Source organism: Mucilaginibacter sp. L3T2-6 (assembly GCF_030519355.1).
Classification (GTDB): domain Bacteria; phylum Bacteroidota; class Bacteroidia; order Sphingobacteriales; family Sphingobacteriaceae; genus Mucilaginibacter.
This window is the reverse complement of record NZ_JAUMKC010000026.1, coordinates 33,742-59,651: the sequence shown is the minus strand read 5'-3', so window position 1 is coordinate 59,651 and position 25,910 is coordinate 33,742. Positions and strand designations below refer to the sequence as shown.

Annotated in this window: 22 protein-coding genes; 11 read left to right on the top strand and 11 right to left on the bottom strand. The window is 45.7% G+C overall.

The window, feature by feature from the left end:
* Positions 1-7 precede the first annotated feature (7 nt).
* Entirely contained in the window at positions 8-997 is a 990-nt protein-coding gene (locus Q3W13_RS22285; protein WP_302867729.1) for an EamA family transporter, read from the bottom strand.
* Positions 994-1,449, bottom strand: coding sequence for a DoxX family protein (locus Q3W13_RS22280; protein ID WP_302867727.1), 456 nt, complete (start codon positions 1,447-1,449; stop codon positions 994-996). The genes Q3W13_RS22285 and Q3W13_RS22280 overlap by 4 nt, the downstream gene beginning before the upstream one ends.
* 83 nt (positions 1,450-1,532) lie before the next feature.
* Between Q3W13_RS22280 and Q3W13_RS22275 the strand changes: the two genes are divergently transcribed.
* From Q3W13_RS22275 to Q3W13_RS22230, 10 genes are all read left to right on the top strand, one after another.
* A complete protein-coding gene (locus tag Q3W13_RS22275) occupies positions 1,533-3,029 on the top strand; it encodes a PLP-dependent aminotransferase family protein (protein WP_302867726.1) in 1,497 nt (498 codons plus the stop codon).
* 184 nt (positions 3,030-3,213) lie between these two features.
* Positions 3,214-3,990, top strand: a complete 777-nt coding sequence (locus tag Q3W13_RS22270) for an alpha/beta fold hydrolase (protein ID WP_302867724.1) — start codon at positions 3,214-3,216, stop codon at positions 3,988-3,990.
* Between the two features lie 110 nt (positions 3,991-4,100).
* Positions 4,101-5,678 carry a Mur ligase family protein gene (locus Q3W13_RS22265; protein ID WP_302867722.1) on the top strand — a complete coding sequence of 526 codons (1,578 nt, stop codon included), beginning with the start codon at positions 4,101-4,103 and terminating at the stop codon, positions 5,676-5,678.
* Positions 5,679-5,699: 21 nt separating this feature from the next.
* The gene (locus Q3W13_RS22260; protein WP_302867721.1) at positions 5,700-6,884 is read left to right on the top strand and encodes a D-alanine--D-alanine ligase family protein; all 1,185 of its coding nucleotides are present in this window, start codon (positions 5,700-5,702) and stop codon (positions 6,882-6,884) included.
* A 7-nt stretch (positions 6,885-6,891) separates the two neighbouring features.
* Positions 6,892-7,710 (top strand): aminotransferase class IV, encoded by an 819-nt coding sequence (locus Q3W13_RS22255; protein ID WP_302867720.1) that lies wholly within the window; start codon positions 6,892-6,894, stop codon positions 7,708-7,710.
* Positions 7,711-8,037: 327 nt separating this feature from the next.
* A complete protein-coding gene (locus Q3W13_RS22250; RefSeq protein WP_302867719.1) occupies positions 8,038-9,255 on the top strand; it encodes a hypothetical protein in 1,218 nt (405 codons plus the stop codon).
* Between the two features lie 94 nt (positions 9,256-9,349).
* A complete protein-coding gene (locus Q3W13_RS22245; protein WP_302867718.1) occupies positions 9,350-10,084 on the top strand; it encodes a DNA-formamidopyrimidine glycosylase family protein in 735 nt (244 codons plus the stop codon).
* Positions 10,085-10,696: 612 nt separating this feature from the next.
* Positions 10,697-12,547, top strand: a complete 1,851-nt coding sequence (locus Q3W13_RS22240) for a CocE/NonD family hydrolase (RefSeq protein WP_302867717.1) — start codon at positions 10,697-10,699, stop codon at positions 12,545-12,547.
* 210 nt (positions 12,548-12,757) lie between these two features.
* Complete coding sequence (locus Q3W13_RS22235) at positions 12,758-15,232, top strand: TonB-dependent receptor (RefSeq protein ID WP_302867715.1); 2,475 nt, start codon at positions 12,758-12,760, stop codon at positions 15,230-15,232.
* A gap of 1 nt (position 15,233) precedes the next feature.
* Positions 15,234-16,397 (top strand): PepSY domain-containing protein, encoded by a 1,164-nt coding sequence (locus Q3W13_RS22230; protein WP_302867713.1) that lies wholly within the window; start codon positions 15,234-15,236, stop codon positions 16,395-16,397.
* A 126-nt stretch (positions 16,398-16,523) separates the two neighbouring features.
* Here the strand turns inward: Q3W13_RS22230 and Q3W13_RS22225 are convergent, their stop codons facing one another.
* Positions 16,524-18,089: a GDSL-type esterase/lipase family protein gene (locus Q3W13_RS22225; protein ID WP_302867711.1), complete on the bottom strand. Its 1,566-nt coding sequence runs from the start codon at positions 18,087-18,089 to the stop codon at positions 16,524-16,526.
* A 173-nt stretch (positions 18,090-18,262) separates the two neighbouring features.
* Between Q3W13_RS22225 and Q3W13_RS22220 the strand changes: the two genes are divergently transcribed.
* Entirely contained in the window at positions 18,263-18,754 is a 492-nt protein-coding gene (locus Q3W13_RS22220; RefSeq protein WP_302867709.1) for a hypothetical protein, read from the top strand.
* Here Q3W13_RS22220 and Q3W13_RS22215 read toward each other — a convergent pair.
* From Q3W13_RS22215 to Q3W13_RS22180, 8 genes are all read right to left on the bottom strand, one after another.
* Positions 18,751-19,173 carry a BLUF domain-containing protein gene (locus Q3W13_RS22215; protein WP_302867707.1) on the bottom strand — a complete coding sequence of 141 codons (423 nt, stop codon included), beginning with the start codon at positions 19,171-19,173 and terminating at the stop codon, positions 18,751-18,753. The genes Q3W13_RS22220 and Q3W13_RS22215 overlap by 4 nt on opposite strands.
* 85 nt (positions 19,174-19,258) lie before the next feature.
* The gene (locus Q3W13_RS22210) at positions 19,259-20,026 is read right to left on the bottom strand and encodes an MBL fold metallo-hydrolase (RefSeq protein ID WP_302867705.1); all 768 of its coding nucleotides are present in this window, start codon (positions 20,024-20,026) and stop codon (positions 19,259-19,261) included.
* Positions 20,023-20,295 (bottom strand): hypothetical protein, encoded by a 273-nt coding sequence (locus tag Q3W13_RS22205; RefSeq protein WP_302867703.1) that lies wholly within the window; start codon positions 20,293-20,295, stop codon positions 20,023-20,025. The genes Q3W13_RS22210 and Q3W13_RS22205 overlap by 4 nt, the downstream gene beginning before the upstream one ends.
* 72 nt (positions 20,296-20,367) lie before the next feature.
* Positions 20,368-20,856, bottom strand: coding sequence for a hypothetical protein (locus tag Q3W13_RS22200; protein ID WP_302867700.1), 489 nt, complete (start codon positions 20,854-20,856; stop codon positions 20,368-20,370).
* A 122-nt stretch (positions 20,857-20,978) separates the two neighbouring features.
* Positions 20,979-22,469: an L-arabinose isomerase gene (gene araA / locus Q3W13_RS22195; RefSeq protein ID WP_302867698.1), complete on the bottom strand. Its 1,491-nt coding sequence runs from the start codon at positions 22,467-22,469 to the stop codon at positions 20,979-20,981.
* Positions 22,470-22,577: 108 nt separating this feature from the next.
* Positions 22,578-23,279: an L-ribulose-5-phosphate 4-epimerase gene (locus Q3W13_RS22190; protein WP_302867697.1), complete on the bottom strand. Its 702-nt coding sequence runs from the start codon at positions 23,277-23,279 to the stop codon at positions 22,578-22,580.
* A gap of 63 nt (positions 23,280-23,342) precedes the next feature.
* Complete coding sequence (locus Q3W13_RS22185; protein ID WP_302867695.1) at positions 23,343-25,007, bottom strand: ribulokinase; 1,665 nt, start codon at positions 25,005-25,007, stop codon at positions 23,343-23,345.
* A gap of 89 nt (positions 25,008-25,096) precedes the next feature.
* Positions 25,097-25,804 (bottom strand): NUDIX domain-containing protein, encoded by a 708-nt coding sequence (locus Q3W13_RS22180; RefSeq protein ID WP_302867692.1) that lies wholly within the window; start codon positions 25,802-25,804, stop codon positions 25,097-25,099.
* Positions 25,805-25,910: the final 106 nt, after the last annotated feature.

Below are 25,910 nucleotides of genomic sequence, written 5' to 3'. Positions count from 1 at the left end.
GGATCAGCTAACATGCTTCCAGAACTTCCCTGCTTAAAGGCAGTTTAATAGTATTGTTTTCAGGCTTAACCGGTTTGCGATACTTATCTAAATTAATAAGCAGTACGCTTAAGAGTATGATCACCAACCCGCCTATTTGTAGCCTGGTAATTTGCTCACCGGCAAACATCACGCCTAATAAAACCGCAATTACCGGGTTTACATATGAGTGTGTGCTCACTTGTGTGGCCGGGCGCACTTTTAACAGCCAGATATAGGCGCTGTAAGCAGCTATCGAGCCAAATATCACCAGGTAAGCCATGGCGGCCCAAACCTGGCTGGACACATTATGAATATTAAAACCGTTCAGCTCATGCCGCGCTAAGCTGGCGGGGAGGAATGCCAGTCCGCCTATCAGCATCTGCCAGGCGGTATTTACCCGGGCGGGAGTTTCGCTGCCTTTATTTTTTGAATACAATGATCCGGCGCACCATGCAATTGGGCCGAGGGCCAATAGTATCAGCGTTAAAACGGCAGGTGCATTTTGCCCGCCGCCCAAAGCCTTTGAAAGCTGTTCACCGAATAAAATAATCACGCCCGCAAATCCAATGATCAGGCCAAGTACGATAGATTTATTTTTGAAGTTAATCCGCCAGTTGCTTTTATCCATACACACCAGCCATACAGGCTCGGCGGCTATGGTTATGGCTACGATGGCGCTGGGCAGGGTTTGCTCGACCCAGATAACGATACCGGTTGCCACAAATAATAACAAGATGCCGCTGATGCCTGAATTAATAATATCCTTTTTATTCCAGATCTGATCGCCTTGATAAACGCACCATCCCATTAATAAAAAACCTGCGGTGGTTAAACGGACAGCCCCCATCAGCATTGGAGGAAAGCCCTGCACGGCCAGACGGATAAAAAAGAAGGTTGAGCCCCATACGATGTAGACTATTGCAAAAGCGGATAGCACGAGCAATGCAGGTGCTTTTTGTTGACTGATTGATTTCATGATTGCTTGTTTTTATTGATGACTGAATCGATACTGTATTTATAATCGGGAATGGTTGCCAGCAGCAGGCTTGCCGCAGCCACAGTAAAAACTGAATACCCCAGCGGCGACTCGATGCCGAATGAAATGCTCATCGACAGGGCAAAAGCGAGAGCCAACAGGAAGCTGCCAACCGCAGCAATACGGGTGAACAGGCCGGCAAGCAGCATCAGCCCAAATCCTGCTTCGCCAATAGTTGCAAGGATTGCAAAAAAAGGTACCCACGATGGGGGCAGGAAAGCCATGGTTTGCCGGGCATAGGCAACAAAGTGCGACCAGTCGCCCCAGCCTACGTGTGGCAGGCCATGAGCGCCGAGGATGCCAAGGCGATCGGCTACTTCCCACAGATAGCTGCCGGCAAGCGAACACCGTAGTGCGATGGAAGGGATGGTATAGTTTTTAATAAGTTGCATATTATTTAGATTTATTGATGTAAAATTATAACGCTATTGGCCTATCTTTATAGTCCAGAAATGATAAATATGATAGTCCAGATATGCAATTTCCAAAAGGCCTTATAACTATCGATAAGCATTCGCAGGTGCCGGTTTATCTGCAGATTGCCAACTGTATTATCAGCCACATAAGGCGCGGCACGCTAAAGCCGTCATCCGCCTTACCGGGCAGCAGGGTTTTGGGAGAATACCTGGGTGTTCACCGCAATACGGTGGTTGCTGCTTATGACGAGCTTTATGCCCAAAGCTGGGTGGATGTTTATCCGCGGAGGGGAATATTTGTTGCTAAAAACCTGCCTGAGGTTTCGCCGCGAAAAATTACGGATGCAATGCAACCTTATGCTTACCCGGCCGAAACACTTTTTGATGTGCAGGAAGATAATACTCCATTCGCCAATACCTTCGTTAAAAGCCCTGAAAGTAATTTGATATTTAATGACGGGTTCCCGGATATCCGGCTGGCGCCTATTGAGTTGATGGTAAGGGAATACCGGCGTTTTGCAAACTACCATTTTACATCAAAATATTTAATGTACGGGCCGGAACAGGGTTCAGAAAACCTGAGAACAGAACTTGCCCGTTTTTTCAGGGAGACACGCGGCCTGCAGGTAACATCCGAAAATATTTTGATTACCAAAGGTGTACAAATGGCGCTCTATTTAATTGCAAGGGTGCTGCTGAAAAAGGGCGATACTTTCATCGCGGGCGAGCCTGGCTACACGGGCGCCAGCGAGATTTTGAGCCACATACCGGCAAAGCTGGAAACGGTACCGGTTGATGAGTATGGCATAAAAGTGGATGCAATAGAAGCTATCTGCAAAGCAAAAAAGGTGCGGCTTGTATATGTCATCCCGCATCACCATAATCCAACAACAGTTACATTGAGTGCCGACAGGCGTATGCAATTACTTGAACTAGCCCGCAAATACAAGTTCGCCATTGTAGAGGACGACTATGACTACGATTTTCATTATGCGAGCAGCCCTATCCTGCCGCTGGCCAGTGTCGATAACTATGGCTCTGTAATTTATGTCGGCTCGTTTTCAAAAACCATTGCGCCGGGCATACGGCTGGGTTTTATGGCCGCGCCGCAAAATTTTATCCGGCAGGCTACCCGAATCCGCAGGATGATTGACAGGCAGGGCGAGCAACTGATAGAGGAGGCAATGGCTAACCTGCTGAAAAACGGGGATATTGGCCGGCATCTTAAAAAAGCAAATAAGATTTACCATGCACGACGAGACATACTCTGCGGCTTGTTGAAAGAAAGACTGAACGGCCATGTAAAGTTTAAAGTACCCGATGGCGGCTTTGCTGTATGGGTGGAATATTTGAATGGTGTTAAGCCCGCAGCGGTGGCCGCAAGGGCATCCGTTATGGGGCTTACCATTAGCTATGGGAGGGATTATTATCATGATGCGGCGTATCCTAATTACTCTGTCCGCTTAGGTTTTGCATCACTGAACGAAAAGGAACTGGAGCAGGCGGTGGATATTTTAAAAAAGGCAATTCTATCTGTAATTGAAAATAAGGTGTGATTAATTGTTAGCAGGTGTTGTGATCAGAATTAAAAAGGGGGCAGGGTGTTGAAACATTCAGCGATTTCTTATTTTTTTAACACATAAACGGCCGCTTTTTGTTAGCTCTTTTGAGTTTGCGCGGGCTGCCGTAAACTGTTATTGCTATCACTTATTTATTATCTTTGCGCAGCACGACATTTTTATGGAGCAAACCCAAATAATAAAGGGACTTAATATAAATTATAACGAGACCGGCGCGGGGAAGCCGGTTGTTCTATTACACGGCTGGGGTTCAAACCTGCAGGCGTTCACCAGGATTCAGGAAAATCTCGAAAGCAGCTTTCACGTTATATCTGTCGACCTGCCGGGTTTTGGCAAAAGCCAGGAACCGAATGAGGTATGGGGCGTTTATGAATACACCGAATTTATTGAAGAATTTCTAAGTGTAAAGAATATCAGCAATCCCATATTGGCGGGGCACTCCTATGGCGGCCGCATATCTATAGTTTACTCGTCGCGCAACCCGGTGCACAAGCTTATTTTGCTGGATAGCGCCGGCATAAAACCAACCCGCCCGCTAAGCTATTACATCAGGGTGTACACTTATAAATTTGTGCGTGCCGTATTACCTTACCTGGTTGGCCGGGCAAAAGCGAACGAGATCATTGAAAATTACCGTAAGCAGGCTGGCTCGAGTGATTATAAGAGCGCATCGCCGGTTATGCGGCAGGTGCTGGTAAAATCGGTAAATGAGGACCTGAAAGTTGAAATGCCTAAGATAAAAGCGCCGACCTTATTGGTATGGGGCGAAAATGACACGGCTACGCCTGTTAGCGATGCCAAAACAATGGAAAAGCTGATACCGAATGCAGGGTTGGTGGTATTAAGAAACGCGGGGCACTTTGCCTTTGTAGAGAAACTGGGAGAGTTTTTAATTATCCTGAATAACTTTTTGGAACCGGATAAGAAGAATGGTTAAGGGATTAACCGTAGAAACGTAATAGACGCGTGTATCTGAAGGGCAAGGTTATCGCACATTTAAATAAACATATTCAGGGACACAAGTATTGTGTCTCTACATCGAAATAAATGGAAAACATACTATTTTTTGCCGCACTGGCAGCTTTATTGGTGTATGCGTTCGCAAAGCTGCGGTTTGAGCTGCACATGATGCAATTGAACTCCTATCGCAACGAAAGATATTTTAAATGGCTTAAAACAAACCTCATCATCAGCACCCGTATACTTGAGGTGGTGGCGTTGTTAATTACCGGCCTGCTTATCCTGCTGGCCAGTAGTATGGTGGCTTCTATCGCATTTATCCTGTTGTTTGGGTTGTTGGCTTATCTGCAATTCATCAAAAAACAAAAAAAGCCGGTAGTATTTACCAAAAGGGCTATACGCTTGTTCGGGTTAACTGCCTTACTTTCAGTTATCGTTGCTGTAATTTATTTCGTTATCATCAACAGAACGCTGTGCTCTCTTTGGGTGTTTGGATTGACCTTATTGTTGAGCTTTATTTTTATCGCGATAGCGAATGTTTTAATGGCTCCGGTTGAAGCGGCTATCAATAAATCATTTTATAATGATGCCAAACGAATACTGGCGCAGAGACCTGATCTGATCATCATCGGGATTACCGGCAGCTATGGAAAAACAAGTACCAAGCACTTTTTGCACCGCATGCTGAGCGAGAAATACAACGTGCTGATGACGCCGGGCAGCTTTAATACTACCATGGGTGTTATCCGTACTATTCGCGAGCAGTTGCAGGCTACCCACCAGGTATTTATTGTGGAGATGGGCGCCAAGCAATTAAATGATATTAAGGAAATATGCGATTTAGTGAATCCGCAAATAGGTATTTTAACTGCCGTGGGAGAACAGCACCTGGAGACCTTTAAAACCATTCAAAACGTACAGAAAACCAAGTTTGAATTGATAGATGCATTGCCTTCGGGTGGCTTGGCTGTGATAAATGAGGATTACGAGTATATAGCCAATCGCCCGGTGTCTGACAGAAACACGGCACGTTACTCATCAGATAATGAAAGGGCAGATTATTATCTTAAAGATATTCAATATACAGCAAGAGGCTCTGCGTTTTCAGTTTATCACAGAGGTAAAAAGATTGCCGACTTTGATACGAAGCTTGTAGGCAGTTACAATCTTTCGAACATATTGGCCGGTTACATAGTAGCACGCCATTTGGAAGTGCCCGATAGCAGCGTAGCTTTTGCCATTAAAAAACTGGAGCCTGTGCAGCACAGGCTTGAGGTAAAGGTACACCCGAATGGTGTGACTGTTATTGATGATGCCTTTAACTCGAACCCGGTCGGCAGCAAAATGGCCCTGGACGTATTGAAAGGGATCGAGGGGCAGCGAAAGATCATTATTACCCCGGGCATGATAGAGCTGGGCGAAAAACAGGAATATTATAATACTTTGTTAGGTGAACAGATTGCAAATACCTGTGATTATGCTATACTTGTAGGTAGAAACATTACTCTGCCAATAATGAAGGGGCTGAAAAATAAAAATTACCCTGATGCGCAGATTTATGTTGCACAAAACTTTAAAGATGCAGTAAACCATTTGAGTGGGATGACACGTGCGGGCGACGTATTACTGTACGAAAACGATTTGCCTGATACTTACGAACTATAGATTATTTATTTTAACAGCACTATGAAAATTAAAGTCGGCGTTATTTTTGGCGGTCGGTCGGTTGAGCATGAAATTTCAGTTATTTCTGCACAGCAGGCTATCAGCGCTTTTGACAGGAACAGCTTCGAAATTACCCCCATCTATATAACGAAAACCGGCAAATGGTACACTGGCGCTGCACTGCTGAACGTTGACAACTATCGCAATACCGAATCTCTTTTAGCCCAATGTACCGAGATATATCTTTCTCCAACTTATGGCGATTTTACAATCAACGCCATGCAAAGTTCTATCTGGAAAAGCAAGGAGATTGGCAAGATAGACATTGCCTTCCCGATTATTCACGGAACTAACGGCGAAGATGGCTCCTTGCAGGGCTTACTGGAACTTAAGGGTATACCATATGTTGGCTGCGACGTATTATCGTCGGCCCTGGGGATGGACAAGATCATTATGAAAATGGTGCTGAAAGAAAGTAAGCTGCCTGTAGTTGACTATACCTGGTTTACCGACCGCAGCTGGCACATGGATAAAGACACTATCATTACTGAAGTAAAAAAAATAGGTTTCCCGGTTATTGTTAAACCATCAAACCTGGGCTCGAGCGTTGGGGTTTCAAAGGCCGCTGATGAAGCAGCGCTGATTGAAGCTGTTGAGCTGGCCAGCCGTTTCAGCAGCCGCATTTTGGTTGAGCGGATGGTGGTAGATTTGAAAGAAGTGAATTGCTCTGTACTCGGCGACGCAAACAACCAGACCGCATCGGTATGCGAGGAGCCGCTTGGGGCAGGCGATATTTTAAGCTATAAAGACAAATACGTAAGCAATGCAAAAGGCGGTGCATCAAAAGGCATGACCAGCACCAAACGCCGGATCCCGGCAGAGCTGCCGAAAGAACAAACTCAGCTGATACAGGAACTGGCAAAGGAAACTTTTCGCGTTCTATCCTGCTCAGGTGTGTCTCGTATCGACTTTTTGGTTGATAAGAAAGACAATAAGGTTTACGTAAATGAGATCAACACCATACCCGGGTCACTTTCATTTTATCTTTGGGAAGCCAGCGACAAGAACTTCGGTCAATTATTAAAAACATTGGTGGACGTCGCTCTTAAGCGTCAGCGCGATCGCGAGAACCTGGTGGTTAGCTACAGCGAAAATATCTTCAGTATGGGTGGGGGTATGGGCGGCTCGAAAACCGGGAAAGCGTAGAACCTATATGGCAGCTCAATATGTCTCTGTAAACGGCGGGCTTGTTTTGGCGGATGATGCTAAAATCGGCGTTAGCGATTTGGCCATGCACCGTGGCTACGGCATTTTTGACTACTTTAAATTGGTTGATGGAAAGCCTGTATTTATAGACGAACATTTTGACAGGTTTTTTAACTCTGCCAGAGAGATGCACCTGGATACAGGCCTTAACCGTACGCAATTAAGAAGCACTGTAGAAGAACTGATAACAATGAACAATATGCCTGCCTCGGGCGTAAAATTATTGCTTACCGGCGGTTATTCCGAAGATGGCTATAAAATGGGCGTACCAAACCTGCTGGTTATGCAATACCCGTTAAATTTCCCCAAGGAAAATGCCCTGGAATCGGGTTTAAAGCTGGCTAGCTATAACCACGTGCGCCAATTGCCCCATATTAAAACCATCGATTATCTAGCGGCCGTGCGCCTGCACCCTTTTTTGGGAGAAAACGGACTGGATGATATACTTTATCATAAAAACGGAATCATCAGCGAATGCCCGCGTGCTAATTTTTTTATTGTAACGGCCAGGGAGATTATAACCCCAACAAGTAATATCTTAAAAGGCATCACCAGAAGTAAGGTGCTCGGTTTGAATATTGATGGGTATAGGGTTGTTGAACGTGATTTTGGGCTTGATGAGATGTTTAGTGCTAAAGAGGCTTTTATAACCAGCACGACACAATACGCTTTGCCGGTTACCATGGTTGATGGGAAGACTATTGGTGATGGGAAGATTGGAACGGTGACAAGACAAGTACGCCACCAGCTATATAAATTAATATAAAGGATATATGATGAGACCATTGTTTCCGGTTAAGTATATGCTTCCGGCGGGGTTGCTTTTAATTTCAGCAAGTTTTATCCTGAGTCATTTTGTTGCCATGCCCGATTTTGTGGACGGAATGCTAAAAGGTGCGGGGATCGGCATTATTTTTTTATCGCTAATCAATGGGAAGGTCATAAAAAAGACTTCATAATAAATTTTATCTGCAGCAAATCAGCAAAATTGCAGACGAGTATTATAATTTAAAGTGCAGGCTTTTCAAAACTAATTAGTTAGTTTTGTTTCATGCTTAGATATTTCCTTCTTTCAGGAGCGTTTGCACTTACAATGGCTACCGCAACCGCTCAAAAAAAGTTCGTTAATCCTGTCGATACCGCCATTCATGTGATGGATAAGCAGCCGGAAAACTATCTTTTACCGGTAAAAGCTTTGGAAGGCGGCAGGCCCGATACATCTGACCTCCTGGGATACAATTATTGGCTGCAGGCTGCTATGACATATGAATCGTTCCTGGGCGATTATGAAAAGGCCTTATTTTATGCTGATGCACGTTATGGCAACCGGCCACCAACAGGGAAGATAGTATGTGATACAGCTTTTGTGAAAACCCATTCGCTGGTAAACGCGTCTGATTACATTATTGCCCAGGCCAGGCAAAAGCAGGTTGTAATGATCAACGAGGCGCACCACCTACCTTTTCACCGGGCCTTTGTGCTGCCTATGTTAAAAAGATTTTATGATGCGGGGTACAGGTACCTGGCAATTGAAACGCTTGGCGACTCAACTATTAATCAGAAAACCTATCCCGACTATCAAACAGGTTATTACACGCACGAGCCGCTTTTTGGTGAACTGATACGGGAGGCGCTCAGATTGCACTTTAAACTGATAAAATATGAGTCGGAAGCGCAGTGCGACGGAAAAGGTAAAGATTCACAGTATTGCAACCGGTTCCGCGATTCTATGATGGCGGTTAACCTCAGTAAAATAATTAAAACCGCTCCGAACGCTAAAATACTGGTCTACGCCGGTTACGATCACATTCACGAAGGCAGCGAAAACGGCTGGAAAAAGATGGCCCAGTTTTTTAAGGGTTTTACCGGTATCGACCCGTTTACCGTCGAAATGACACGACAGGTGGAGCATTTGTACCCACAACATAATGCAGGGGAGTTTAATGCGGTAAATATTTTAAAGCATATAACTGCGCCGGTAATCGCTATTCAGAATAACCAACCATGGCATGGCGACTTTGTTGACGCGACGGTGATATTTCCAAAATACATCAAAATGGGCAAACGGCCTTATTTTTATAGCGTTGGAGGCATGCGCAAACGATATGATCTCGCGGAAATAAATGTGAAGAACGGAGACTATATACAGGCTTTTTACACTAATGAAAAGCCTGGCAACCGCATTCCGGCAGACCAACTTGTTGCGGGTGAAGGAGAGCGCTGTCTTTACCTCTTTAAGGGAAACTATACGATAGAGGTTAAGGATTCAGCAGGAAGCCTCCTCAGGAAAAGCGTCGTGGCTATCAGATAAAAAACCTCTCCCGGATGTAATTGCATAGTTGCAAATGCCTGCGGTATTCAAACATCAATAGCCGCTTATTTGTCTTTCCGGGAAAGATCAATTTATGCCTGAAGGCCCATCTATCATTATTTTAAAAGAAGCGGTAAAGGAATTTAAGGGTCAGACTGTCATCGATGCAACGTGCAATAACGGCGCAATTGATGCCGGCCGGCTGATCAATCAACCTATTACTGATTTTAAAAGCTGGGGCAAACATTTCCTGATTTGCTTTCCGGAATTTACCATTAGGGTGCACATGATGATGTTTGGCAGCTATCGCGTCAATTCGCACCGGGACAAACCGGCGAGACTGCATTTACAGTTTGAAAATGGAGAGCTGAATTTTTATGCTGCGCAGTTGCTTATGATCAACGAGCCACTGGATGATCTTTATGATTGGGAAACTGACGTAATGAGCGGCCTCTGGGATTCGTATAAAGCCATCGAAAAAATGAAAGCCGAACCGGACCTGCTGGCCTGCGATGCGCTGATGAATCAGCAGATGTTTTCCGGGGTTGGGAACATCATCAAGAATGAGGTTTTATTTAATACGCATATCCACCCGCTAAGCAAGGTAAACGCTATCCCCCCGAAGAAACTGAAGGAAATGACTAACGAAGCTCGTCGTTATAGTTTTGATTTTTTGAAATGGAAAAAGGCGGGTGTATTAAAAAGACACTGGCTGGCCTATAACAAAAAGGAGTGTCCGCGAAACCATGTACCTTTCATGGTAAAAGATACCGGCAAAAGCCAGCGAAAGAGCTTTTATTGTGAGTTGTGCCAAACGCTGTATCGTTGATTTTGCCCCGTCTTACAGGCAGCTGACTTTTATTATTTTACGCCCCGGGAAGTAAATGTGCTTAAACAGCTCTTAAAAATCTCCGGGCGGATAAATCCGCCTGGAGACCTGACAGCAGGTGAGTATTCATATGGGATCCCGGACCAGGTCAACAGGATGAAATTCCAAGGCTCAAATACATGGCATTGTCCCGGCGTTTTCGGCGAAAGCGGCTTTTTTTAAAAAATTAAAAAAAACTGTAACCTTAAAAAAAACGTTGCCGTATAAATACACTCATTGAGCGCCCTGCTCATCAATAATTTATCAAATCAAAAAGACTCCTGGCGCGAGGCCGGGAGCCTTTTGTTAAGAACTAAAGTAAAAATTAATTTTTACTTTGTCAATTTGATAAAAGTCAGGGCTTTACTTTAAGTTTTCATAGATAAATATAAGGATGGAGTTTAGCCGGTGAGAGATCGCCGGCTATTTTTTTGTCCGACAGTAGTTAGGAGATTTATCAGCCGGCATTGATAACAGGTATAAGCTGCCTGACCTAAAATCATTTAAACCTGCCTCATATTTAATCAATGAATCTCAATATATTTACCTCACTGACTCATATCCGTATTCACCATGAAGAAACTATACTTTCTGGCAATTTGTATTTTCCCATTTTTATCGTCTGCCCAAAACGCCGATTCCACCTGGTTTGTGGATAACTACGTCAAAAAAGAAGTTACTATCCCGATGCGCGATGGCATAAAGCTTTTTACGTCGATCTACGCACCGAAGGATAATGCTGAAAAGCATCCAATACTGATTACCCGCACACCCTATTCTTGTTCGCCGTATGGCAAGGATTACCGCCAATACTGGCGTAGCTATATGCTGAAATACGCCAAAGAAGGTTACGTGTTGGTTACCCAGGACGTGCGCGGCCGCTGGATGAGCGAGGGACATTTTGAAGTAGTGCGGCCTTTCAATCCCAACAAAAAAACGAATAAAGACATAGATGAAGCCAGCGATACCTATGATACTATCGACTGGCTGGTGAAGAATATCGAAAATAACAACGGCAATGTTGGGGTTATAGGAATTTCTTTTCCCGGCTTTTTTGCTACAGAGGCTGCCTTGAGCGGTCATCCGGCGTTAAAGGCCGTTAGTCCGCAGGCGCCGGTAACAGACCGCTTTATGGGCGATGACGACCATCACAACGGTGTGCTGTTCCTGATGGATGCCTTTGATTTTCATGTGGGATATGGTTTTAGTCAGCCACACCCGAAACCAACCACTAAACCCGCGAAAACCTACAACATTCCCGGAAGGGACAACTATGCATGGTATCTGAAGATGGGCGCACTGCCAAACTTCACCAAAATAGGCGGCGACAGCCTGGAGTTTTGGGACAATATGATGAAGCACCCCAACTACGACTATTGGTGGCGCGCGCGCGATACGCGGTCGGGTATAAAAGATGTGAAACCGGCCATGTTGGTGGTTGGCGGCTTATTTGATGCCGAAGATGGCTATGGGGCATGGAATACTTATAAAGCATTGGTGCAGAAGAGCCCGCAAACAAACAGCACGCTGGTTGTGGGCCCATGGTTTCACGGCCAGTGGGCCGGTAACGATGGTACGCATTTGGGTAATGTGATGTTTTACTCCAACACTTCGCAGTGGTACCAGGAGCATGTGGAGGTTCCGTGGTTCAATTATCATTTAAAAGGCAAGGGCACATTGGATAGCATCAGCAAGGCGGTTGTGTTTTTCTCGGGCGAGAACAGGTGGCATAAATTTAAGCAGTGGCCGCTGCCGGAAGCAGTTGCTACGCCCCTCTACCTCAAAGCGAATGGCAAGCTGTCGTTCAGCACACCAGCACACGGCAAACCGCAAATGGATACTTATGTAAGCGACCCTGCGAAACCGGTTCCTTACGCCGAACCCGTACACGCTAACCGTACCCGCGAGTACATGACTGACGACCAGCGCTTCGCCGGCCGCCGGACCGATGTGCTGAGCTATGAAACCGGTATATTAGATAAAGATGTAACGCTTGCCGGCCCGGTAATGGCTGATTTGATGGTAAGCATATCAAAAACCGATGCTGATTTTGTAGTAAAATTGATTGACGTTTACCCGGATGATGAGCCGCGCAACCCGGTAACCAAATATACCATGGCAGGCTACCAGATGCTGGTGCGCGGCGATATTATGCGTGGCAGGTACCGTAATAGTTTCAGCAAGCCTGAGGCTTTTGTTCCGGGCAAACCAACGGAAGTTAAATTTACAATGCCGGATGTCGCGCACATGTTTAAAAAAGGCCATCGCATAATGGTTCAGGTGCAAAGCAGCTGGTTCCCACTGGCCGACCGCAATCCGCAGCAATTTGTGGATGTATATCATGCAAAAGATTCGGATTTTGTGAAAGAGACGATTAATATTTATTTGAACCAATCGAAATTAATATTGCCGGTGGTTAAATAATTGATCATTTGATAACCCTAAGAATTGCGAAGCTTTTGAACTTCGCAATTCTTACATCGCCTGTCATAGTCCGCAACCTGTTCACAACTTCTAAGCCATTACAAATTATCTTATTAAGAATAATTCTAAACAATTTTCAAAAACGCTTGGATATTAAAACCGTCAAACCTACATTTGCGCCATTATTTATAATTAGTCTAAATAAATACAATGGCAAACTTCCAACGAAAAACTTTCTTTAAACTTTCGCTACTCCTAATATCGCTTATATGGATGACGCCCGGCAGTACTTCGGCCCAGCAGATCTATGGCACTCTTAAAGGCCGGGTTGTAGCCGCGAACAACCAGCCTGCTTCAGATATTTCTATAGGCCTTACGGGCACAAGCTTTGGTACAAACACCAACGCCGCAGGCGAATTCGCTTTTAAAGCTTCACCGGGTAACTATACACTCATCATATCGTACGTGGGGGTAAAAACCGTAGGGGTACCGGTAACGGTTACCGCCAACGAAATCATAAATGTTCCACTCATCACTGTAGACGCCAGGGTGGCGCAGTTAAGCGAGGTAAACGTTATTGCCAGCCGTGCGAACCGATTTGCCAGAAAAATAAGCACTGATGTGGGCAAAATACCCCTGAATAATCTTGAAAATGCACAGAGCTATACAACAGTAACTACAGAGCTGCTTAAAGAGCAGCAACTCTTTACCGTGGATGAAGCGTTGCGCAATGCGCCAGGCCTGCAAAAATTATGGGATGCAACCGGGCGTGCCGGTGATGGCGGCGGTTATTTTACCCTGCGGGGATTTGTTACGCAAACACGCCTGCGCGATGGCGTTGCCGGTTTAGTAACCAGCGGCATAGATGCGGTGAATATCGATAAGATTGAGGTAATTAAAGGCCCGTCGGCAACGCTGTTTGGCAGTACATTAACATCATTTGGTGGTTTGATAAACCGCGTTACCAAAAAGCCTTATGATACTTTGGGTATCGAGATTGGCCAGGCAGCGGGTAATTACGATTTGAGCCGCACCAGCCTCGATTTTAATACGCCGCTTACTAAAGACAAAAGCGTATTGTTCCGTTTAAATTCAGCTTATAACTACCAGGGCAGCTTTCAGAACTATGGCCTTACACGCAACTTTGCGCTTGCCCCGAGCCTGTCGATCAAATCCAGCGAACGGTTATCATTCCTGGCGCAGGCGGAGCTATTTTTTGGCCGCAACTCGGCTAAACCTTTCTTTTTCTTCTGGTCGAGCCCGAAAGATATGGCGGTAAGCAAGGTTAGCGACTTAAACATTAACTACTATAACGCTTACTCCAACGACAACATCTCGCAGTACTCGCGCAGCATGAACTATTTTGCGCAGGCTAAGTATAAAATCTCGGATAGCTTTACGTCGCAGACTGTTTTCTCGTCATCAAACAGCTACTCAAACGGCCCGAATCCCTACTATTACCTGGTTACAGACGCTGTTGCAGGAACTTTTGGTGCGCCTGATATTGCCGGCAACAATAACTACATCCTGCGCCACGACCAGTCTACCAGCCACAGCAAGCTAAATACCATCGAAATACAGGAAAACATCAACGGCGATTTCCGCATTGGCAGCATGCGCAACCGGATTGTGCTCGGTTTGGATTATCAACACCAGAATTCGCGCCAGGTCTATTTCGATAACGACTATGGCATAGCGCCAATTAACAACCCGGCGTTTGACTATGGCGCCTTCAACAAATTGAAAGTGGATTCCGCCTATGCATCAAAGACGCTAAATTCTGCCAATACTTATCCCTACATCTACAAAACCGATATCTACAGCGCCTATGTTTCTGACGTATTGAACATTACAGACCAGCTGATTGCATCTGCCGGGGTACGTGCCGACCATTATAAAAACAGCGGCTCTTATAATTTAGATAACGTACAAACCAGCAAGCCGTTCAGCCAAACAGCCTTCGCACCGAAATTTGGGTTGATTTACCAACCTGTTAAGGATGTGGTATCGTTGTTTACCAACTATCAGAACGGCTTCATCAATCCGGGCTTTTATACCAACGAGAACAGCCAATCTGTAGTGGCGAAATTGCAGAATGCCAACCAAATTGAGGGCGGCGTTAAAATGGCTTTTCTTAACGGCAAAATCAACGGTACATTAAGCTATTACCGCATTAACCTTACCAACGTATTACGTGCCGTGCCAAACTCGCCGGTATTTGCGCAAATGCAGGATGGCACTCAAACCAGCAAAGGTTTCGAAGCAGAAGTTGTTGCCAACCCAATCCCGGCAATTAACATTGTGGCGGGCTTTGCTTACAACGATTCCAAATATACCAAAGGCGACCCTGATGTGTTAGGCCTTCGCCCCGTAACCGCCGGTTCACCGTACCTGGCCAATGTGTATGTAAGCTACCGTTTGGTAGATGGCGTTGCGAAAGGTTTAGGCTTTGGTGCGGGCGGTAATTACGCCAGCGATAATAAGATCATTAATAGTATAAGCCAGGGCACGTTCTCGCTGCCATCATACACCTTATTCAACGGCTCGGTGTTTTATGACAAGCCTAAATATCATCTTGGTTTAAGTGTAAACAACATCGGTAATAAAGAATATTACACCGGTTACACCACTATTAACCCGCAGCAACTGCGCCAGTTTGTGTTAAGCGCAACTTACAAGCTATAGTATGACTAAAACAAAAAAGACCATACTTTTTTTACATCGCTGGCTCGGGTTCATCACCGGGCTGGTGGTGTTTATTGTGAGTATTACCGGTTGCCTGTTTTGTTTCCAGGATGAGATACAGGACGCGGTATGTGATTATCGCAAGGTTGAGATACAAAACCGGCCTTTCATCGCGCCATCCGTATTAAAGCAAACCGCCTTAAAACAGCACGCTGGGGCCATCATTAATTACCTGTACTATTACGGTAAAGACCGTCCGGCTATGGCGATTGTGAGCCTCCCAAAAGGAGGGCCGCGATATGTTTTCATGAACCCTTATACCGGTACTGTTACACATACCGAAAACCCGGCGACTAATTTTTTTGTGGTTGTGGAGTTTATCCACCTGTATTTGCTGCTGCCGGCAAAAGTGGGAGGGATGATTGTTGGTGTATCTGTCATCATTTTTGTGGCGATGATGATAACCGGCATTATACTTTGGTGGCCCAAACGCAAAAGCGACCGCAAGCGCAGCTTTACCATTAAATGGAATGGCCGCTGGCGCCGGGTAAACTACGATCTGCATAACGTGCTTGGCTTTTATGCAACCGGCATTGCGATTATACTGGCTGTCACCGGTCTTTCCATTTCTTTTGATTGGGTTAGAGAAGGTCTTTATACAGCGGCTAATCTCGGCGGAAATTATGCATCAGAAAAAATCATCCCTAAATCAGATACGTTGCTAAAATCGAAAATTATTGCCGGTCAGCCTGTTATGGACAGGGCTTTTGCTGTGGTTCAGATGCAGTCTCCGCAGGCAAAAATGTTTTTAATTTATTTCGATGATGCCGCCGCGGGAGTAGCAGGCATTACTGCTTATGCCGAAGCACTGCACTTTTATAAAAGCGACGAATATACTTTTGACAAATACACCGGGAAGCTTTTAAAAACGCTGCCCCATGCAAAGAAAAGCCCCGGTATGAAGCTGAATAATATGAATTATGATATTCATGTGGGCCAGATAATGGGTATCACCGGGAAGATTATCGCATTTTTGGCAAGCCTGATCTGCGCGAGCTTACCGGTGACCGGGTTTATCATCTGGTGGGGCAAACGTAAAAAGCCAAAGAAAAATAAGGCAAGAGAAGTAACGCACCGCAAACTGGAGAAACAGCTGGCAAGGTAGTGTTTATGCTCTTTTTATCATAAAACGAGGAACGAGCGAAACAACCTCGTAGCTGTACATAGCCCGCATGTATGGTCGGCATACACAGCAACGAGGTTGCCGCGCTTCGCTCGCAATGAACAAAATTTATTGCCTGGTTTTCATTGCCGTTTCAATCGCCTTTACCGCCATTGGTTCCATTATTTTATAACCCTCTAAGGTTGGGTGTACGCCATCCTTAGCCAGGTTGGGCGACAGGCCGCCTTCACTGTTAACCATCGGTGTATAATAGTCCAGATAAACAAGATGATTTTTAACGGCATAAGCTTTTATCATTGCGTTTAATTCCTTTACTTTTTCGGCAGGTTTTATTGCAGGCCGCCATGGAAATGCACTGGCCGGCAATACCGACGAAAGTACTACTTTAATATTGGCGGCCTTAGCCAGCTCGGCCATCGAGGCAATGTTGCCCATCACGTCTTCCAGTTTTGATGGGCCGTTGTTTTCGGCAATGTCGTTAATGCCGGCCAGTATTACTACTACCTTTGGTTTCAGGTTGATGACATCCTCGCGAAAACGCACCAACATTTGCCCGGTAGTTTGACCGCTGATCCCACGGTCTATATAATGGTTGTTCGCGAAAAACAGGCTGTCATTGTATATCCAGAAGTCGGTAATGGAATCGCCCATGTAAACTGCGCGGTTTTCGCCCGCTGCCGGGGCCGCAAGTTTGGAATTATCTGCTTCATAGCGTTTTATGTTTGCCCAATCCTTCAGTAAGCCGTCGTAACGGTGCTCATAATCATACTGGCGCTGTGCAATATTTACAGCGGCTTTTGGTTCGATGGGTTTCAATAAGCCTTGCTGACCAAGCCAATCGCCAAAACGGTCGATCCACGTATCGGTTGGAATACTTTGCTTATGCATGCCAAATCCGTGGCCGCCCTTTTCGTAAATGTGCAGCTCTGCTATGTGTTTGTTCTCCTGCCATTTGTTGTATAGCGCCTGACTATGGGGTACCAGACCGAACTGGTCGTCTGAAGCAACACAGATAAACATCGGTGGTGCATCTGCAGGAACAGTTTTTATCAATTCCGGCGGCATGTAAGGATAGATAGGCGCTACAAAATCGGGGCGGTTTTCAGGCGTATAGTTAAAGGCAGCGGAAGCAGTTACAGTGCCACCTGCTGAAAAACCCATAATTCCAACCCGCGAAGGCGATATATTAAATTCGCCGGCATGAGTCCTCACGTATTTAATGGCGGCCCTGCCGTCGGCCACGGCCAGCGGAATAATGGGCTTCATCATATCGGGGAAGTTGCTCTGGAACATCTTTCCTGCCAACTCCTCTACAGGCTTATCGGTTGACGACTGGCCAAGCCGGTACTTTAAAACAAAAGCGGCGATTCCTTTTTTGTTAAGCCATTTAGCCACATCAACACCTTCGGAATCCATACTTAAAATAAAGAAACCGCCGCCCGGGCATATAATCACACCGGTTCCGGTAGCTATGGCAGGATCAGGCAAATAGGCAGTTAACGTCGGGTGAGATACATTGTAGGCCGCCCGGTAGGGAGAAGTTGTTTCCTTTTCGTTGTAAGCCCAGCTTTCTGATCCGGGGGCAGCGCCGTTATATAATTCAATTACTTTTTGTTGTGCCTTTAAGGCAAAGCCCGATATTACAAGCAACGCTAACAAGATTTGTTTTTTCATAGATTTATAGCAGTTCAATTTTTATGTAAAGTTTATCCTTAGTAACCGGAATTGCTGGTTATTGCAAAACAGAATGCGGAAATATGCAAATATTAAAAAATAGCACTAAACTTTTTCGTTTTTACCTTGTCGTAGAAATGTAATTGCCGAAAAAGTATAATAAACTTATGGTTATGGCATATAGCTGTGCAAAACATTCTTGTATTATACTTGGTAAACGCTTGATTGCTTTTGGCTTTATATTGTTTGCGGTACAGGGCTGCAATAGTAATAAGATGGTGTACAGCAGTAATTGCGATGCCGGCATCAGCTTTAAAAAGGTTGACTTCAGCACGTTAATAAACAATATTAAGCAATACGACGGTCAGTACGTGGAAGTTTCCGGCACTTACCAGGAATCAAAAGACCAATCTGCCCTCTATAACGACAGCCTTTTTACCGACCATTCATATAAACACGCCCTCTGGATAAATTTCAGCCAGGATTGCCTGCTTTATCTTAAGGGCACACGCAAAGGCCTGTTCGAACCCACCGATGGCGAATTTGTACTGATCAGCAATAAAAAATTGAAAATCCGCGGCCGTATCGACCTGCACAATACGGGCCACCTCGGCCTTTACCGTGGCAGTATCGACCGTGTGAGCTACGTAGAATTTATTAACTAATTTTCTATCACCAGGTTGTTGGTCGCAATGAATGTTTTCAGGATGCCGGCCAGTAAATTGCCAGATCCGTCATTCAGGATCTCGCCTGTAGAGCCCAGGAAACCAGTTATTTCATGGACTTTATCTTTATCGACGGCTGCAAAGCCCATGTTCCAGTCAGGAAAATATTTTACATCAAGCTTGTCGTCAACCAATTTGATGATATTTTTATGACGCTTGTCATTCACAATAGAATCAAATATGGTATCAATGCTGTCAGCCTGTCCCTCAAGCACCTGTATAAAGGTGCCGTCGCTGTAAAGCAATACGCCGGTAACATCATTTTCAGCGTTTCTTCTTCTGGCTACCTTTAAAATATCCGTCAGCTCATTGTCCGTCATTAGGCGGATTGCCGTACTCACATAGGCTAATTGTTTCATTATAGGTAAAAATGTTTCCGACTAAGATAACTCCTTTATTTTTATTAAAAAATTAAATTCCTGTGGGTTGTATGATAACTGCTGGTCAGTCTGCCGTATTCAATTGAAGACCGTCGTATGCCAGCTCAATTCGATCGGGCAATTCCCTTGAAATAGCAGCATACCGGCCAAGGCGGTGGCTGATATGGGTTAAATAAGTAGTTTCGGCGCCGATCTCCTGGGCAAAAGCAATGGCCTCATCGAAAGTAAAGTGGGATATATGCTCCTCCTTCTGCAGTGCATTAATAACTAATATACGGGTACCCCTTATCTTCTCCTTTTCCTGTTCCGACACGGTTTTTGCATCGGTGATATAGGTAAAATCGTTCACCCTGAAACCTAAAACAGGCAGCTTGTAATGCAATACCTCAATCGGCATAAAATTAACGCCGCCTATATTGAACGGCCCGGGACCGATAGTGTGGAGGTTGAGCTGGGGTATTCCGGGATATTTAAATTCTGCGAAGATATAATGAAACTCACGCTTTAAAGCGTCCTGCACGCGCTGGTCGGCATACACATCAATGGCGCTTTGCTGTTTGTAGTTAAAGGCACGTATGTCGTCAAGCCCGGCAATATGGTCCTTATGCTCATGGGTAAAAACGATGGCATCCAGCCGCTGCACATGGGCGCGCAGCATCTGCTGCCTGAAATCCGGCCCCGAATCAACAACAATCACCTTTCCTTTACTTTCAATCAAAATGGACGTGCGCAGGCGGTTATCCCGCGGATTCTGCGAAGTACAAACCTCGCAATTGCAGGCAATTACAGGCACACCCTGTGAAGTCCCGGTTCCTAAAAAAGTTATCGTCACAGTTCCAGTTTTGTTTGTTGCAATTGCTGGTGAAAGGCAATTTGCTTATCATCAAGCAGGTTATAATCCATTTCAAGGCCGCGCGCCAGCTCGCTTATAGCAAGTATTTTGCTCTCGAGCCCCGAAAATTTATTCACCACTACCATTTTGCTGTTCAGCAATAAGCAGGCGCCGGTCTTAAAGTTACCTTTTTCGTACCGCACGCGATAACCGGCGGATTTAAGCAGCAATTCCAGTTTTTCGAGGGTGTGTGTGGTATACGTTAACATCGGAATCAAAAATAAGGAAAAGTCAGTAAAGTCCGGAAAGTCAGTCAAGACCGAAACAAGCGGATAAATTTGCTACTTTTTTATCTTGTCCGTTTCCTTATAGGCTAAGGTATAGCCGGCTTTTTCATCGGTTTGTTCTTTGCCAATTTTTTCATCAAACTTCAATGGCTTTTGTATCAGCAGATTGCCTTTCAATAAAAATTTTAATGATATGCTATCGCGCATGCCTTCCTGCATAAAACTCCAAACGGCGCGTATGCTGTCATCTTTAATAACGCCCTCCAATGTTCCCTGGCGCTTGTCTTTTTGATAAGGCAGCCAGATCATCTGGCCGGTCACCTTTCCGCTTTTTATGGCAAGCTCAATAGTGGTTGTGTCTTTATTGTCTTTGCCCTCGGTCAGTAAAAAACAGCGTGAGGTATCGGTAGCAGCGCCTGAATTGTTTTTAACAAGAGTTGAGTCAGTAGGCTGGTCGCCATCTTTATTTTCGGTTTTTGGGCCACCGGGTGAACAGGCCGCCATAAGTATTGCTGCTGCGAAAATGATGTTCAGATATTTCATAGTGGTAATGACGTTTGAAGGCGGTAAAAGTTTGATGCCTTGCCTTACAAGTGTACAAAAAAAGTCCGGCAAGAAAACTCCCTGCCGGACTACACTCAATCAATCATATTTGAACAGACCTTTTATCGATAGCTGGCGTCGTTCCAGCGTAATTCATTGCGCAGTTGATCCAGGCGAGTATCTTTTCCGATGCGGACAAACTCCAGACCGGCCATATCGGCAAAGTCCTGAACATGTTCGGCGGTCAGGTTCTGGCTGTAAACAGTATGGTGCGCCCCGCCTGCGTAAATCCAGGCGGCGCAGCCGGTTCTCATATCCGGATATGGCTTCCAAAGCACACGGGCAACAGGCAACCTGGGCAGGTCGTTTTGCGGCTCAACGGCTTCTACTTCGTTAACCAACAAGCGGAAACGGTTGCCCATATCTACCATGGACGCGTTCAACGCCTGCCCGCCGCTTACATTAAATACTAAACGTGCCGGATCGGCTTTGCCGCCAATGCCTAACGGATGCACCTCTAATGACGGCTTTCCGTTAGCCAGCGAGGCGTCAATTTCCAGCATGTGGGAGCCCAATACCAATTGGTTATCAGGGTCGAAATGGTAAGTGTAATCTTCCATAAAGCCGTTGCCCCCTTCCAGGCCGCTGCCCATCACTTTAAACGCACGGACGAGAGCAGCGGTTTTCCAGTCGCCCTCAGCGGCAAAGCCATAACCATCGGCCATCAGGCGCTGTGCCGCAATGCCCGGTAGCTGAATGATGCCGTGCAAATCTTCAAACGTATCTGTAAAACCTTTAAAGCCGCCCTCTTGCAGAAATTTCCTCAATCCGAGTTCTATTTTTGCGGCATCAAATACAGATTGGTGCCTGTCGCCGCCCTTTTTCAGATCATCGGCCATGGTGTACGCCGACTCATATTCATCTACCAGGTTGTTGATGGTATCGTGGTCAATGCTTTCAATTACTTTTACCAAATCGCCAATGCCATAGGTATTTACCGAGTAGCCGAATTTTAGTTCAGCCTCAACTTTATCACCTTCGGTAACAGCTACATAACGCATATTATCGCCTATGCGGGCAAATTTTGCACCCTGCCAGTCGTGCCAGCCGGCAGCGGCGCGTGCCCAGGAGTTGATCTGGCTTAATACTTCAGGGTCCTGCCAGTGACCAACCACTACTTTTCGGTTTTTGCGCATACGCGATACCATGAACCCGAATTCGCGGTCTCCGTGGGCGCTCTGGTTCAGGTTCATGAAATCCATATCGATGGAATTCCAGGGAATGTCGCGATTAAACTGTGTGTGCAGGTGCAGCATAGGCTTTTGCAGTATGCTTAACCCGCGTATCCACATTTTAGCGGGCGAGAAGGTGTGCATCCAGGCGATAATGCCGATACAGTTTTTGGCCACATTTGCATCCTGCAGGGTAGTATAAATTTCTTCCGGAGTCTTTACAACCGGTTTGTAAACTACCCGCACCGGTGTGCCTGACGCGCTATCAAGTCCGGCTGCAATCTGCTGCGAATGCTCTGCTACCAGCTTCAGGGTTTCCTCGCCATACAAATGCTGGCTGCCGGTAACAAACCATACCTCGAATGCTTTTAAATCAATCATTTTATAATTATTGAATTAGTGATTTAGTGAATTAGTGATTAGGCGCTAATTCTATTAATTTTTACCGCAATTTTTTCTATCTGCCGCTGCACACTGAAAACTGCCAACTTAACTTTGGCCATAATACGAATCAGGTCCATGCTTACGCTCAAAGTGCTTTTTTATCAATGAATCTTTTAACCGTGGGGCATTCTTGTTTATTTGCTCCGTTAAGTATGCCATTTGTGCCACCGACTCCAGCACAGCACTATTATATACTGCTTTTTCGGCGGTTTTACCCCAGGTGAAAGGTGCATGGTTGCCGACTAAAACCATTTCAGTTTCCCTGTAATCAAGGCTGGCTTGCTCAAAATGGTTGATGATCTGGAAGCCGGTTTGATATTCATAGTCGCCGGTTATCATTTCGTCGTCCATTGGCGGGGCGCAGGGAATATCGGCCGTTAAATGGTCCGCATGTGTGGTGCCGAATATTGGTATGCACCGCTGCGACTGTGCCCAGGCAGTGGCATAGGTGGAATGTGTATGAACGATACCGTTTATGCCATCCCAATGCTTATAAAGTACAGCATGTGTTTTGGTATCAGACGATGGCCTTAAATTGCCTTCGATCGTATTTCCTTCAAAATCGACGATCACCATTTTTTCCGGCGATAATTCTTCGTACGGCACACCGCTGGGCTTAATGGCAAATACACCCAGACTACGGTCTGCCGCGCTTACGTTGCCGAAAGTAAACAGCACCAGGCCGAGCTTTGGCAGCTGCATGTTTGCCGCATAGGCGCTTTGTTTGATATGATGATATTTACTCATCTTTATTTTTTTATGGCAACGGATTTGAAACCCATTGCGGAACTTCGAAATAAATGCTGACGACTAGCGTCCTTCAATAAATCGCCCTAAGGCCGCATATTGCGCATATCTTTTTAAATACACTTTACTATTGGCCTCGTTTGGAAAATATTCGGCATCAAATCCACGCCCCATAGCCTGCATAGCATCTTCAACCGCCGGGTATATGCCGGCCACCACCGCCGCAAACATTGCGGCGCCAAGCGCACAGGTGTGCTCAAATTGGTGTATGCGAATAGGCATACACAAAACATCAGCCATCATCTGCATAATATAGGGCGATTTTTTTGCCACCCCGCCAATACCTATCAGGCCTTTAACCGGTATGCCTTCGTCAACAAACCGGTCCACGATGCTTTTCGCGCCGAAGCAGGTAGCTTCTGCCAATGCCCGGAAAACGCGGGGGGCATCGCTGCCGAGGCCGAGGCCGGTTATCGCGCCGGTGAGCGTTTGATCGGCGTCCGGTGTGCGGCGGCCATTTAGCCAGTCGACAGCCAGTTCACCGTCATCTTCAACCGGAAGCAAAGCTGCCTGCCTGCTTAATTCGGGTATAATTTGGGCTGACAGTTCTTCTCTGAGCGCTTCAGCGGTTTGGGGGTCGATAAGCTTTGATGAGGCTAAGCCTTTTAGCGGCCAGGTCAGCAAATTCTTAAACCATGCATAAGTGTCACCAAATGCTGATTGTCCTGCTTCTAATCCAACCATGCCGGGGATCACAGAGCCATTCACTTGTCCGCAAATGCCGCGAATCAATTTGCCGTCCATTTCACCGGCCGGGGCCACCAAAATATCGCAGGTTGAGGTGCCCATCACCTTACTTAAATGATAAGGCTCAATCTGTCCGCCAACGGCGCCCATGTGGGCATCAAAAGCGCCAACGCCGACAACAACATCGGTCGGCAAACCTAATCTTTCCGCCCATTCAGCACTTAAGTTACCTGCCGGTTCGTCAGACGTATAAGTTTCGGTAAATAGTCTTGATGTAAAACCTTTTAACAACGGATCAAGTGATGAAAAGAAATCATCAGGGGGCAGCCCGCCAAACTCTTCAGCCCAAAGGGCTTTATGGCCCGCTGAGCAACGTCCGCGCTTTATCTGCGCTGCATCCGTGCCGCCGGTTAATAAAAACGGTATCCAGTCGCAATGCTCTACCCACGAGTGGCAGGCCCTGGCAACGGCCTCATCGGTGCGCAGCGTATGTAATAATTTCGCCCAAAACCATTCCGACGAATAGATACCGCCTACATATTTCAGATAATTCGTATCGAATTTGGCAGCATGCTCATTTATCTGTGCGGCTTCATCTACGCCGGTATGGTCTTTCCATAACACAAACATAGCATGCGGGTTTTCCTCAAAACCAGCGGTTAAAGCAAGGGGAGTGCCGGTTTTGTCGACTGCAACAGGTGTTGAGCCGGTAGTATCTACCGCCAAACCTTTAACGGCCTTAGCGGCATCCGGGCCAGCTTTTTGCAGGCAATCCTTTATGGTTGCTTCCAGGCCTTCAATATAATCAAGCGGGTGCTGCCTGAACTGGTTTTCAGCGGCATTGCAGTACAAACCTTTTTGCCAGCGGGGGTAATAGAATACCGAAGTTGCTATTTCTTCGCCGTTGCGCGCATTGATCAATACGGAGCGGACGGAGTCGGTACCGTAGTCTACCCCAATCACAAATTGGTCTGCAATCATAGTTGATTTATAAATTCGTGTCTAAATAACACTTATTTTTTATTATTTACAATATCAGAAATCAATAATTATAAATTGTTGCCGGAATTCTAAAGCAGCAATGTATCAGGGTTGGGTATAAAATTCAAGAATGCCTGGAATTTGGCGTAATAATTTTGCTTGTTTAACTGGTAATAATAGGCGCCGCGTTTGGAGCCGGCCTTATCTTTCTCGGACAATTTGATCAATAAGCCTGTGGCTAAAACCCGTTTGCTGAAATTCCTTTTGTCGATTGTGGTATTAAACACGCTTTCGTACAGTATCTGTAATTGAGGTATGGTAAATTTGTCGGGCAGCAACTCGAACAGGATTGGATGAAGAGCCGCCTTATACCTGATACGCCGTTTGGCCGCTTCAACCATATCCTGGTGGTCGAAAATGAGCCCGGGGATATTTTTTAGCGGAAACCACTCGGCATGATAATCATCACTCAGTTGCTTTTCATACTTGTGTATATCGATCAAAGCAAAATAGGCCGTTGAAATAGTGCGCTCAATCGGGTCGCGACTGGTGTCGCCAAAAGTATGCAGCTGTTCAAGGTAAACGCCGTCAAGACCGGTTAGCTCCTTTAAAATACGGTTTGATGCCTGGTCGAGGCTTTCGTTTTGCTGCACGAAACCGCCCATAAGACTCCAGTTTCCTTTTTCGGGTTGAAAACCACGTTGTATGAGCAGGATTTTTAAGCTTTCCCCATCAAAGCCAAATACTATACAATCAACAGCTAATAAATGGCGGGTCTGCTTAGAATATTTGTGCATTTGAAGAACAGAATTACTTAAGGTTGAGCAAATGTAATGGATAGTTTAATAATAAAAAAATGGGGAGGTAAGCATTAAAAATCTTTGATAAATAGCACTTTTAAGA

Coding starts and splice junctions, on each gene's coding strand:
- araA (WP_302867698.1), bottom strand. CDS start 22,469: ATGATTGATTTAAAAGCATTCGAGGTATGGTTTGTTACCGGCAGCCAG.
- Q3W13_RS22265 (WP_302867722.1), top strand. CDS start 4,101: ATGGAAAACATACTATTTTTTGCCGCACTGGCAGCTTTATTGGTGTAT.
- Q3W13_RS22275 (WP_302867726.1), top strand. CDS start 1,533: ATGCAATTTCCAAAAGGCCTTATAACTATCGATAAGCATTCGCAGGTG.
- Q3W13_RS22255 (WP_302867720.1), top strand. CDS start 6,892: ATGGCAGCTCAATATGTCTCTGTAAACGGCGGGCTTGTTTTGGCGGAT.
- Q3W13_RS22180 (WP_302867692.1), bottom strand. CDS start 25,804: ATGCACAAATATTCTAAGCAGACCCGCCATTTATTAGCTGTTGATTGT.
- Q3W13_RS22225 (WP_302867711.1), bottom strand. CDS start 18,089: ATGAAAAAACAAATCTTGTTAGCGTTGCTTGTAATATCGGGCTTTGCC.
- Q3W13_RS22240 (WP_302867717.1), top strand. CDS start 10,697: ATGAAGAAACTATACTTTCTGGCAATTTGTATTTTCCCATTTTTATCG.
- Q3W13_RS22220 (WP_302867709.1), top strand. CDS start 18,263: ATGGCATATAGCTGTGCAAAACATTCTTGTATTATACTTGGTAAACGC.
- Q3W13_RS22250 (WP_302867719.1), top strand. CDS start 8,038: ATGGCTACCGCAACCGCTCAAAAAAAGTTCGTTAATCCTGTCGATACC.
- Q3W13_RS22245 (WP_302867718.1), top strand. CDS start 9,350: ATGCCTGAAGGCCCATCTATCATTATTTTAAAAGAAGCGGTAAAGGAA.
- Q3W13_RS22205 (WP_302867703.1), bottom strand. CDS start 20,295: ATGTTAACGTATACCACACACACCCTCGAAAAACTGGAATTGCTGCTT.
- Q3W13_RS22215 (WP_302867707.1), bottom strand. CDS start 19,173: ATGAAACAATTAGCCTATGTGAGTACGGCAATCCGCCTAATGACGGAC.
- Q3W13_RS22185 (WP_302867695.1), bottom strand. CDS start 25,007: ATGATTGCAGACCAATTTGTGATTGGGGTAGACTACGGTACCGACTCC.
- Q3W13_RS22230 (WP_302867713.1), top strand. CDS start 15,234: ATGACTAAAACAAAAAAGACCATACTTTTTTTACATCGCTGGCTCGGG.
- Q3W13_RS22260 (WP_302867721.1), top strand. CDS start 5,700: ATGAAAATTAAAGTCGGCGTTATTTTTGGCGGTCGGTCGGTTGAGCAT.
- Q3W13_RS22285 (WP_302867729.1), bottom strand. CDS start 997: ATGAAATCAATCAGTCAACAAAAAGCACCTGCATTGCTCGTGCTATCC.
- Q3W13_RS22190 (WP_302867697.1), bottom strand. CDS start 23,279: ATGAGTAAATATCATCATATCAAACAAAGCGCCTATGCGGCAAACATG.
- Q3W13_RS22200 (WP_302867700.1), bottom strand. CDS start 20,856: ATGAAATATCTGAACATCATTTTCGCAGCAGCAATACTTATGGCGGCC.
- Q3W13_RS22235 (WP_302867715.1), top strand. CDS start 12,758: ATGGCAAACTTCCAACGAAAAACTTTCTTTAAACTTTCGCTACTCCTA.
- Q3W13_RS22270 (WP_302867724.1), top strand. CDS start 3,214: ATGGAGCAAACCCAAATAATAAAGGGACTTAATATAAATTATAACGAG.
- Q3W13_RS22280 (WP_302867727.1), bottom strand. CDS start 1,449: ATGCAACTTATTAAAAACTATACCATCCCTTCCATCGCACTACGGTGT.